Origin of the sequence: Streptomyces sp. NPDC059010, from assembly GCF_042740355.1 — a bacterium.
Lineage (GTDB): Bacteria > Actinomycetota > Actinomycetes > Streptomycetales > Streptomycetaceae > Streptomyces.
Map to the genome: position 1 here is coordinate 18,970 of NZ_JBHYJA010000029.1, position 11,260 is coordinate 30,229.

Here is an 11,260-nt window from a genome sequence, read left to right on the forward strand (position 1 = left end):
ACTAAGCACTCACTGACGGGCGGGGGCGCCCTCGGGCCCCCCCCCCACGGAATTGAGCGCTCCGGAAATCAGCCCAGTCGGGCTTCCAGTTCCGCCACGATCTCGTTGACGCCGATGGCCGCCTGCTCGCCGGACTCCATGTCCTTGAGCTGGACGACGCCCTCGGCGAGGTCGCGTTCGCCGGCCACGATCGTGTAGCGGGCGCCGCTGCGGTTGGCGTTCTTCATGGCGCCCTTGAGGCCCTTGGCGCCGTAGGAGAAGTCCGTCGCGATGCCGACCTTGCGCAGCTCGGTGACCTTGGCGAACAGGACGCGGCGGGCCTCCTCGCCCAGCGGCACGGCGAACACGCTGGTGGACGACGGGAGTTGGAGCTCCACGCCCTCCGCCTCCAGGGCGAGCACCGTGCGGTCGACGCCGAGGGCCCAGCCGACGGACGGCAGCGCGGGGCCGCCGATCATCTCGGACAGCCCGTCGTAGCGGCCGCCGCCGCCCACCGCGGACTGGGAGCCCAGGCCGTCGTGGACGAACTCGAAGGTCGTGCGCGTGTAGTAGTCCAGGCCGCGCACCAGCTTGGGGTCGTCCTCGTAGGAGACGCCCGCCGCCGTGATCAGTTCGCGGACCTCCTCGTGGTACGCCTTGCAGGCGTCGCACAGGTAGTCGCGCAGGAGCGGGGCGCCGGTCAGCTGCTGCTGCACCGACTCGCGCTTGTCGTCGAGGACGCGCAGCGGGTTGATGTCGATGCGGCGCCGGGTGTCCTCGTCCAGGTCCAGGGCGCGCAGGAAGTCCTGGAGGGCCGCGCGGTACACCGGGCGGCACTCCTTGTCGCCCAGGCTGTTGAGCAGGATCCGGAAGTTGCTCAGGCCGAGCGAGCGGTAGGCCTGGTCGGCCAGGATGATCAGCTCGGCGTCCAGCGCCGGGTCCTCGGCACCGATCGCCTCGGCGCCGACCTGGGAGAAGTGCCGGTAGCGGCCCTTCTGGGGGCGCTCGTAGCGGTAGTAGGAGCCCGAGTACCAGAGCTTGACCGGGAGGTTGCCCGCCTTGTGCAGGTTGGCCTCAAGCGCCGCGCGCAGGACGGAGGCCGTGCCCTCGGGGCGCAGGGCGAGCCGGTCGCCGCCCTTGGTCTCGAAGGCGTACATCTCCTTGGTCACGATGTCGGTGGACTCGCCGACACCGCGCGCGAACAGCTCGACGCTCTCGAAGCCGGGCGTCTCGATGTAGCCGTAGCCGGAGTTGCGCAGGGGGGCCGCGATCGCCTCACGGACCGCGAGGTACTTCGCGGAGTCCGGCGGGATCAGGTCGTACGTGCCCTTGGGGGCCTTGAAGGTGCTCACGGAAGGTCTCGTCACATTCCTCGTCGGGGAGCTTCCTGGGCTCCCAGGCCGGCGGCCACCTGCCGCAGATAGGGGTTGGTGGCGCGCTCCTGGCCGATGGTCGTCTGGGGGCCGTGGCCGGACAGCACCACGGTCGAGTCGTCGAGCGGCAGGCACACGCGGGCCAGCGAGTCGAGGATCTCGGCCATGTCACCGCCGGGCAGGTCGGTGCGTCCGATGGAGCCGGCGAACAGCAGGTCGCCCGAGAACAGGATCGACGGGATGTCCGCCGCCTCGGGCAGGCCGAAGGTCACCGACCCCTTGGTATGGCCGGGCGCGTGCGCGACCGTGAGCTCCATCCCGGCCAGCTCCAGCTTGGCGCCGTCGGCCAGTTCCTTGACGTCGTCCGGCTCCCCGATGGTCAGCTCGCCCATCAGCGGCATGCCGATGGAGCGGCCGAGCGCCTTCTCGGGGTCGCTCATCATGTACCGGTCCTCGGGGTGGATCCAGGCCGGTACGTCGTGCGCGCCGCACACCGGGACGACCGAGGCCACGTGGTCGAGGTGTCCGTGGGTGAGGACGACGGCGACGGGCTTGAGCCGATGCTTCTTCAGCGCTTCCTCGACTCCTGGGGCCGCCTCGTGGCCCGGGTCGATGATCACGCACTCCTCACCGGCGGCGGGGGCGACGAGATAACAGTTCGTCCCCCAGGCCCCGGCGGGGAACCCGGCAATGAGCACGATCGTCCTTCGTTTGTGTCGACACAGGTGGTTTGTCGGCGGGCTCCGCCTGTCGTCAGAGCCTACCGGCGCTGCCGATTCCTCAGCGAACCCATATACGGTACGGGTCACACGCAGGCGATCGGCACAAGCGGCGCACGCGTACCGGTCGACACACACGAGGCATGAGGAGAGAACCCGGTGGTCACCCAGGAGCAGCGGCGGCGTCAGCTCGCCCGGGAGAAGTTCTTGCGGCAGCAGCAGCGGCGCACGGTCGCCCGGCGCAAGGCGAACATGCGCAACTCGGTGATCGCGTCGGTTCTCGGAGTGATCATCATCGGCAGCCTCGCGCTGTACACGACCGGGGTCCTCAAGGGCGACGAGGACAGCAAGGGGAACGCGAGCGCGGAGGTCACACCCAGCGCGAGCGACAAGCCCACGGATCCGTGCGAGAAGCCGGCCGCGGGCAAGGTCAAGACGGCGACCTGGAAGAAGGAGCCGGAGCTGACCGTCGACAAGTCGGCGAAGTACACGATGAAGCTCGCGACAACGTGCGGCGACATAGACGTCGCCCTCAAGGCGTCGGCCGCCCCGCACACGGTGAACTCGTTCGAATTCCTCGCCGGCAAGGGCTTCTTCGACCACTCCAAGTGCCACCGGCTCACCACCAACGGCATCTATGTGCTGCAGTGCGGCGACCCGACGGGCACCGGCACGGGCGGTCCCGGGTACACGATTCCGGACGAGAATCTGAAGGACAAGAGCCTCAAGAACAACATCTACCCGGCGGGCACCATCGCGATGGCCAACACTGGACAGAAGAACTCCGGCGGAAGCCAGTTCTTCCTGGTCTACCAGGACAGTCAGCTCCCGCCGAGCTACACACCGTTCGGTACCGTTTCCGAATCCGGCATGAAGGTCCTCAAGAAGATCGCCACCGCCGGAGAGACCACCGGGCAGGGCGACGGGGCGCCCGTCGCGACGGTCGTGATCAACAAGGCGACGGTCACCAAATCCTGACCGCCAACTGCGAAATTTCGGTCGCGCGGGATGCGGACAGGCAACCCGCCGGTCGCCTATGTTGGCCGTGACGAAACTGTGGACGATGCCCGGGGGAGCACAAGCCCCTCGCAGGCATCATGTGGAGGAGGCGCTGTGAGCAGCGACCCGTGGGGCCGCGTCGACGAGACGGGGACCGTGTACGTGCGTACGGCCGACGGCGAGCAGGTCGTCGGTTCCTGGCAGGCCGGCTCCCCCGAGGAGGCGTTGGCCTACTTCGAGCGCAAGTACGAGGGCCTGGTCGTCGAAATCGGCCTCCTCGAAAAGCGAGTGAAGACCACCGACCTGTCGGCGAAGGACGCCCAGACCGCGATCGACCACATCCGTGAGCAGGTCGACGCCCATCACGCGGTCGGCGATCTGGACGCCCTGCGGACCCGTCTGGACAAGTTGGTCGAGACGGTCGAGAAGCGGCGCGAGGAGCGCAAGCAGCAGCGGGCGAAGCAGTCCGACGAGGCCCGGCACTCCAAGGAGGCGCTGGTCGCCGAGGCGGAGGAGCTGGCGCGGTCGGACCAGTGGCGGGCCGCCGGCGAGCGGCTGCGGGCCCTGGTGGACACCTGGAAGGGCCTGCCGCGGCTCGACCGCAAGTCGGACGACGAGCTGTGGCACCGCTTCTCGCACGCCCGGTCGGCGTTCTCCAAGCGCCGCAAGGCGCACTTCGCGCAGCTGGACGCGCAGCGCGAGGAGGCCCGTAAGACCAAGGAGCGGCTGGTCGCCGAGGCCGAGTCGCTGTCGGGTTCGACCGACTGGGGTCCGACGGCCGCGCGCTACCGCGAGTTGATGTCGGAATGGAAGGCCGCCGGGCGCGCCCAGCGCGAGCACGAGGACGACCTGTGGAACCGCTTCCGCGGCGCCCAGGACATCTTCTTCGCGGCCCGCAGCTCGATCTTCGCCGAGCGCGACGCCGAGCAGGCCGAGAATCTGAAGCTGAAGGAGGAGCTGGCCGAGGAGGCCGAGAAGCTCCTGCCGATCGGCGACCTGAAGGGCACGCGTGCCGCCTTCCGCTCGATCAACGAGCGCTGGGAGGCCATCGGCCATGTACCGCGCGACGCCCGTCCGAAGGTCGAGGGCCGGATGCACGCGGTCGAGCGGGCCATCCAGGAGGCCGAGGAGTCCGAGTGGCGCCGGACCAACCCGGAGGCACGCGCGCGTGCCGAGGGGCTGACCGGTCAGCTCCAGGCCGCCGTGGACAAGCTGCGGGGCCAGATCGAGCAGGCGCGCGCCCAGGGCAACGACGCCAAGGCCGACAAGCTGGAGAAGGAGCTGGAGGGCCGCCAGGCGCTGCTCGACCAGGCTCTGAAGGGCCTGCAGGAGTTCGGCGGCTGACAGGCGGTTCGCCGGTCGTTCGTAGATCATTCGTAGGTCGCACGTAGGTCATACGTAGGTCATACGTAGGTCATACGACGAGAAGGGCCCCGTACGTCGTGTACGGGGCCCTTCTCGTGGTCTGCCTCAGCTGTCCTACGACCGGTTGCGCGCCGAGGTCACGCGGTACACGTCGTAGACGCCCTCGACGCCCCTGACCGCCTTCAGGACGTGGCCGAGGTGTTTCGGGTCGCCCATCTCGAAGGTGAAGCGGGAGGTGGCGACGCGGTCGCGGGAGGTCTGGACGGCCGCGGAGAGGATGTTGACGTGCTGGTCGGACAGGACGCGGGTGACGTCCGACAGGAGTCGGGAGCGGTCGAGGGCCTCGACCTGGATGGCGACCAGGAAGACCGAGGACTGCGTCGGCGCCCACTCGACCTCAAGGATGCGCTCGGGCTCGCGGGACAGTGACTCCACGTTCACACAGTCGCTGCGGTGAACCGATACGCCACTACCGCGCGTGACGAAGCCGATGATCGGATCGCCGGGTACGGGCGTACAGCAGCGGGCCAGCTTGACCCACACGTCCTCGACGCCCTTGACGATGACACCTGGGTCGGCGCTGGAGCGGCGCTTACGGCTGCGACCGCGGGTGGGCGGAACCGACTCGTCGATCTCCTCGGTGGCGGCTTCCTCGCCGCCGAGAGCCTGGACGAGCTTCTGCACGATGTTCTGCGCGGAGACATGTCCCTCGCCGATCGCCGCGTACAGCGCGGAGATGTCGGCGTAGCGCATCTCGTGCGCCAGCGTGACCAGGGAGTCGCCGGTCAGGATGCGCTGGATCGGCAGGTTCTGCTTGCGCATCGCGCGGACGATGGCGTCCTTGCCCTGTTCGATCGCCTCGTCGCGGCGCTCCTTGGAGAACCACGCCCGGATCTTGTTGCGGGCGCGCGGCGACTTCACGAAGCCGAGCCAGTCGCGGGAGGGGCCCGCGCCGGCCGCCTTCGAGGTGAAGACCTCGACCAAGTCGCCGTTGTCCAGGGTGGATTCGAGCGGGACCAGACGTCCGTTGACCCTCGCGCCTATGGTGCGATGGCCGACCTCGGTGTGGACGGCGTACGCGAAGTCGACCGGGGTGGCCCCGGCCGGCAGCGCTATGACATCGCCCTTCGGGGTGAAGACGAAGACCTCGTTACGGGACAGGTCGAAGCGCAGGGACTCCAGGAACTCGCCCGGGTCCTCGGTCTCCTTCTGCCAGTCGAGGAGCTGGCGCAGCCACGCCATGTCGTTGAGGTGGTCGTCCTTGCCCTTGCCGGCCTTGGGCACGTCGCTGCGCACCTTGGAGGCGCCGGCGACGGCCTCCTGCTTGTACTTCCAGTGCGCGGCGATGCCGTACTCGGCGCGGCGGTGCATGTCGAAGGTGCGGATCTGGAGCTCGACCGGCTTGCCGTTGGGGCCGATGACCGTCGTGTGCAGCGACTGGTACATGTTGAACTTGGGCATCGCGATGTAGTCCTTGAACCGGCCGGGAACCGGGTTCCATCGCGCGTGCACGGTGCCGAGGGCGGCGTAGCAGTCGCGGACCGTGTCGACAAGTACACGAATCCCCACCAGGTCGTAGATCTCCGCGAAGTCACGGCCGCGGACGATCATCTTCTGGTAGACGCTGTAGTAGTGCTTCGGGCGGCCGGTGACGGTCGCCTTGATACGGGCGGCGCGCAGGTCCTGCTGGACCTCGTCGGTCACTATGGCCAGGTACTCGTCACGCTTCGGTGCCCGCTCGGCCACCAGCCGTACGATCTCGTCGTACATCTTGGGGTAGAGGATCGCGAAGGCGAGGTCCTCCAGCTCCCACTTGATGGTGTTCATGCCGAGGCGATGGGCGAGCGGCGCGTAGATCTCCAGGGTCTCGCGCGCCTTCTTCTCCTGCTTCTCGCGCTTGAGGTAGCGCATGGTGCGCATGTTGTGCAGGCGGTCGGCGAGCTTGATGACCAGGACGCGGGGGTCCTTGGCCATGGCTACGACCATCTTGCGCACGGTCTCGGCCTGGGCGGCCTCGCCGAACTTGACCTTGTCCAGCTTGGTGACGCCGTCGACGAGCAGGGCGACGGAGTCACCGAAGTCGCGGCGGAGCTGGTCGAGGCCGTACTCGGTGTCCTCGACGGTGTCGTGCAGCAGGCCCGCCATCAGGGTGGCCGGATCCATACCCAGCTCGGCGAGGATGGTGGTGACCGCCAGCGGGTGGGTGATGTACGGGTCGCCGCTCTTGCGCTTCTGGCCTCGGTGCCAGCGCTCGGCGACCTGGTAGGCCTTCTCGATCTGGCGGAGCGTGGCGGTCTCGATCTTCGGGTCGTTGCTGCGGACTATGCGCAGCAACGGCTCAAGCACCGGGTTGTACGGGTTGGAGCGCTGGACGCCGAGGCGGGCGAGACGGGCCCGGACGCGGTTGGAGGAGCCGGAGCGGGCGGGCTGACCGGTGTTCGGGCGGGCCGCAGGCGTGTTCAGGGGCCGCTCGGGCGGGGCGGGCTTGGGTCGCGCCTGGTCGGCCGGCTTGTCGACGGGCGCGGACTGGGCATGTTCGACCGCCCCGCGCGGGTCGTTCTTCGCGTGCGACGCGTTCGGCGCGGGCTTCGCCGTGGATGCCGAGGCGGACTCGGGCTTGGCGGCGGTCAGGTGCTGGGCCTCGTCTGGCAAGAGGGCTCCTCGTGCGCGATCCGGGTCCCCCGGTCAGGTTCCGGAGACCCCATGGTAGCGATCCTGAGCCGCAGGATCGCCTTCAGGCCGATGTGAGGGCCGTCTACCGGAGAAACGCGAGAGGCTCCAGCGGGATTCCGCCGCGCCTGCCCGACCGTGTCCTGAGGGTGGCGTGAGCGTTGCCTGCGGCTGTCACGGGGCTTGCGTACGGCCTCTCGCGTACGGCCTGGATGTGCGGTGAACCGCCGGTTTCACGCCACTGGGACGAGGGGGCGCCGGGTGCGGTGCGGGACGCCGGAGGCGCGGGTGAGGAGTGTGAGGCAGCGGCGTCGGATGGGCTGTGGTGTTCGGGGGCGCGTGAGGCATATGCGTGGGGCAAGGGGGCGCCCGTGTGCGCGGGGCGGAAGCAGTCGTGCGCCGTCTGCCGGTCGCCGCACAAGGATGCCGCGCGCCTGATGTGCAGGCGCGCGGCATCGGGTGCTGCGGTGGGCTGCCCCGCGCGGGGTCGGTGCCTCGCGTGGAGCGGCCCGGCTCGGACCGTGGGCTCAGACGGTGAGCAGCGACTCCAGCGGGGCTCCGCTCAGGGCCGGCTCCAGGCGGGCGCGGCCGCCGAGGAAGCCCAGCTCCATCAGGACGGCCAGGCCGGCCACGTCGGCGCCGGCCCGGCGGATCAGCTGGATCGAGGCCTCGGCGGTGCCGCCCGTCGCCAGGACGTCGTCGATGACCAGGACGCGGTCGCCCGCGGTCAGGTCCTCGGCGTGCACCTCGATCTCGGCTGAGCCGTACTCCAGGTCGTACGCCTGGCTGAGGGTCGCCCCGGGGAGCTTGCCCGCCTTGCGTACGGGGATGAAGCCGATGCCCGCACGGACGGCGACCGGGGCGCCCAGGATGAAGCCGCGGGCCTCCAGGCCGACGATCTTCGTGGCGCCGGTGTTCCCGGCGATCTCGGCCAGCGCGTCGGTGAGCGCCGTGAACGCCGCCGGGTCCGCCAGGAGCGGGGTGATGTCCTTGAACATCACCCCCGGCTCCGGGTAGTCCGCCACATCGCGGATACGGCTGAGCAGGAGCTCCTTGACCTCGGTCATCGGCGCTTCCCGGAGGGTCGGCCACGGCCCCGGCCACGGGACGCGGGCTGGTTGCGCGGGCCGACTACCGCGGGGGCGGCGTCCTCCGGCTCGTCGTCGAACGCCTCGTCGGCGACCTCGGCGTTCGCGGACCCGCTCGGCGTCGCGGCCTGGGCGCGCTTGGCGAGTACACGCTTCTTCAGGGCCTTCATCTGCGGCTCGCGCTCCTTGAGGTCGGCGACGAGCGGCGTGGCGATGAAGATCGAGGAGTACGCACCGGCCGCGAGACCGACGAACAGCGACAGCGAGATGTCGTTGAGCATGCCGGCGCCGAGGAACCCGCCACCGATGAACAGCAGGCCGGCCACCGGCAGCAGCGCGACCACCGTGGTGTTGATGGAACGGACCAGGGTGCTGTTGATCGAGCGGTTGGCGATGTCGCTGTACGTCCAGCGGGTCTGCTTGGTGATGTCCTTCGTCTGCTCCTTGAGGCTGTCGAAGACGACGACCGTGTCGTAGAGCGAGTAACCGAGGATCGTCAGCAGACCGATCACCGTGCCCGGCGTGACCTCGAAGCCGACGAGGGCGTAGATGCCGACCGTGATGGTGATGTCGTGGATCAGGGCGACGAACGCGGCGAGTGCCATCCGCCACTCGAAGGCGATCGCCAGATAGATCACCACGAGGACCAGGAAGATCACGAGACCTTGCCAGGCCTTGGTGGCGATCTGCTCACCCCAGCTGGGGCCGACCAGCTCGCCGGTGACGTCCTTCTCCGCGACGCCCAGCTTGTCGGCCAGCTCCGCCGAGACCTTGTCGGCCTGGTTGGTGTCGATGCCCGCGACCTGGATGCGCAGCGTGGCCTTGTCGCCGCTGCCGAGCTTCTGGACGATCGCGTCGTGGCCGGACGCCTCTTCCGCGTACTCCTGGGCCTTCGCCACCGAGACGCTGGTCTTCGGGGTGTTGAAGACCGCGCCGCCCTGGAACTCGATACCCATGTTCAGGCCGCGCACCGCCAGGCCGACGATGGCCGTGATGGTGATCAGGATCGAGATGCCGTACCAGATCTTGCGGTTGCCGACGAAGTCGTAGCCGACCTCGCCACGGTGCAGTCGGGCGCCGAGGTTGCCGAGCTTCGACATCTCACGCCTCCTTCGGGTCGACAGGGCCTGCGGCAGGGTGGGCGGGACGGCGGGTGCGGCGCAGCGGCGGCTTGGCGCCCAGTCGCTTGGGATCGAGGCCGGACCAGGGGTGGCCGTTCCCGAAGAACTTGGTGCGGGCCAGCAGCGTGAGCAGCGGCTTGGTGAACAGGAAGACGACGACCACGTCGAGCAGGGTGGTCAGGCCGAGCGTGAACGCGAAGCCCTGGACCTTGCCGACGGTGACGATGAACAGCACCGCGGCGGCGAGGAACGACACGAAGTCGGAGACCAGGATGGTGCGCCGGGCACGCGGCCAGGCCCGCTCGACCGCGGGGCGCAGCGAGCGGCCCTCGCGGATCTCGTCCCGGACCCGTTCGAAGTAGACGATGAACGAGTCCGCTGTGATGCCGATGGCGACGATGGCACCGCAGACGGCCGGCAGGTTCAGCGCGAAACCGATCGTCGGGCCGAGCACGGACATAATCGTGTAGGTCAGGGCCGCGGAGGTCAGCAGCGACAGGAGCGCGATGATCGACAGACCGCGGTAGTAGACCAGCAGATAGATGACGACCAGGGCGAGACCGATCGCACCGGCGATCAGACCGGCCTTCAGCTGCTCACCGCCGAGCGCCGGTGACACCGTGGTGACGCTGTCCTCGCTGAAGGTCAGCGGCAGGGCGCCGTACGACAGCATGTTGGCGAGGCTCTCGGCCGACGCCTGGTCGAAGTTGCCGGAGATCTCGGCGCTGCCGCTCAGGGCCGTCTTGACGTACGGGTCGGAGACGACCTCGCCGTCCAGGACGATGGCGAACTGGTTCTGCGGGGACTGGTTCTTGGCCAGCTTGCCGGTGATGGCGGCGAACTTCTTGCTGCCGCCGGACGTGAACTGCATGGTCACGGTCCAGCCCGCGGCGTTCTGCGTGTTCCAGACGGCCTTGGCCTCGTCGACGTCCGTGCCGTCGACCTCGGCGGGGCCGAGGACGTACTTCTGCCACTGGCCCTGCGAGTTCTTTCCACAGGCGACGGTCGGGTCGGAAGGCTTGACGCCGTCTCCCGCCTTGGCGCGGACCGCCTGCTTCGTGCAGTCCAGCGCGGCGTACTGCGCTTGGAGCTTGCTGGCCGCCGGGTCGCCGCTCGGGCTGGCGCTCGCGGACGGGGAGGCCTTGTCGGAGGCGCCCGTGGACGGCGTGCTGTCGGCCTTCAGGGCGTCGGTGACCGCACGGCCCTGGGTGGTGGAGCTCGGCGAGGGGCTGGACGAGCCGGAGGGGGTCGCCTTCTCCTTGTCGCCGGAGTCGCCGGACGCGCTGCTGGAAGCGCTCGGCGTCGGGGTGGCCGCCGCGTCGCCGCCGGAGAGTTCGGTGGCGAGGACCGGGCGGAAGTAGAGCTTGGCGGTCGTGCCGACCTGGTCCCGGGCTTCCTTGGCGTTCGTGCCCTTGGGGATGTTGACGATGATGTTCCTGTCGCCCTGGGTCTGAACCTCGGACTCGGAGACACCCAGACCATTGACGCGGCGCTCCATGATCTGGACCGCGGTGTCCATATTGGTCTTGTTGATCGCGGATTCCTGGCCGGGTTCGGCCTCCGCACGAAGCGTGATGCTCGTGCCCCCGGCGAGGTCGATACCAAGACGCGGAGTGGTGTGCCCCGAGGCGAACATCCCTCCGGTGAGCGCCGCGATGGCGATCAGGATGAGGGCCAGCGAGCGCCCTGGCTTGCTCTGGGCGCTCGCGTTCCGGCCCTTCTTAGGTGCTGCCACCTTCTCGTACTCCCTCTCGGGCCGCCCAGCGCCAGGTCAACGGGCTGGCGGCCATGACATGGTTCGGGACTCCGTGCGAAGTCGGCATGCCCCAGGGCGGGGGGGGGGGGGGCGCGCCCCCCCCCCCCCGCGAGCGTCACCAGCAGGCCGGCGAACGGCGGGGTGTGGGGAGAGAGAGAGACGGTTGGGCCGGTCACCCCCGCGGGAGGGG

Annotated in this window: 8 protein-coding genes; 2 read left to right on the top strand and 6 right to left on the bottom strand. The window is 69.2% G+C overall.

Annotated elements, in window-relative coordinates; translation table 11 throughout:
* Positions 1-68 precede the first annotated feature (68 nt).
* Together hisS and ACFWYS_RS28475 are read right to left on the bottom strand one after the other, a co-directional pair.
* Entirely contained in the window at positions 69-1,331 is a 1,263-nt protein-coding gene (gene hisS, locus ACFWYS_RS28470; protein ID WP_384774822.1) for a histidine--tRNA ligase, read from the bottom strand.
* An 11-nt stretch (positions 1,332-1,342) separates the two neighbouring features.
* Complete coding sequence (locus ACFWYS_RS28475; protein WP_384774825.1) at positions 1,343-2,050, bottom strand: MBL fold metallo-hydrolase; 708 nt, start codon at positions 2,048-2,050, stop codon at positions 1,343-1,345.
* A 180-nt stretch (positions 2,051-2,230) separates the two neighbouring features.
* On the opposite strand from ACFWYS_RS28475, the gene ACFWYS_RS28480 reads away from it, so the two are divergent.
* Together ACFWYS_RS28480 and ACFWYS_RS28485 are read left to right on the top strand one after the other, a co-directional pair.
* Positions 2,231-3,049, top strand: a complete 819-nt coding sequence (locus ACFWYS_RS28480) for a peptidylprolyl isomerase (RefSeq protein WP_384774828.1) — start codon at positions 2,231-2,233, stop codon at positions 3,047-3,049.
* A 135-nt stretch (positions 3,050-3,184) separates the two neighbouring features.
* On the top strand, positions 3,185-4,414 hold the full coding sequence (locus ACFWYS_RS28485; protein WP_384774831.1) for a DUF349 domain-containing protein: 1,230 nt from the start codon (positions 3,185-3,187) through the stop codon (positions 4,412-4,414).
* A 135-nt stretch (positions 4,415-4,549) separates the two neighbouring features.
* On the opposite strand, the gene relA is transcribed toward ACFWYS_RS28485, so the two are convergent.
* The 4 genes from relA to secD all read right to left on the bottom strand — a co-directional run bounded on the left by relA (position 4,550) and on the right by secD (position 11,049).
* Entirely contained in the window at positions 4,550-7,087 is a 2,538-nt protein-coding gene (relA, locus tag ACFWYS_RS28490) for a GTP pyrophosphokinase (RefSeq protein ID WP_384774834.1), read from the bottom strand.
* A gap of 545 nt (positions 7,088-7,632) precedes the next feature.
* Entirely contained in the window at positions 7,633-8,172 is a 540-nt protein-coding gene (locus ACFWYS_RS28495) for an adenine phosphoribosyltransferase (protein WP_384774837.1), read from the bottom strand.
* A complete protein-coding gene (secF, locus tag ACFWYS_RS28500) occupies positions 8,169-9,293 on the bottom strand; it encodes a protein translocase subunit SecF (protein ID WP_384774840.1) in 1,125 nt (374 codons plus the stop codon). Before secF ends, ACFWYS_RS28495 begins: the two co-directional genes overlap by 4 nt.
* Before the next feature lies 1 nt (position 9,294).
* On the bottom strand, positions 9,295-11,049 hold the full coding sequence (secD, locus tag ACFWYS_RS28505) for a protein translocase subunit SecD (protein ID WP_384774843.1): 1,755 nt from the start codon (positions 11,047-11,049) through the stop codon (positions 9,295-9,297).
* Positions 11,050-11,260: the final 211 nt, after the last annotated feature.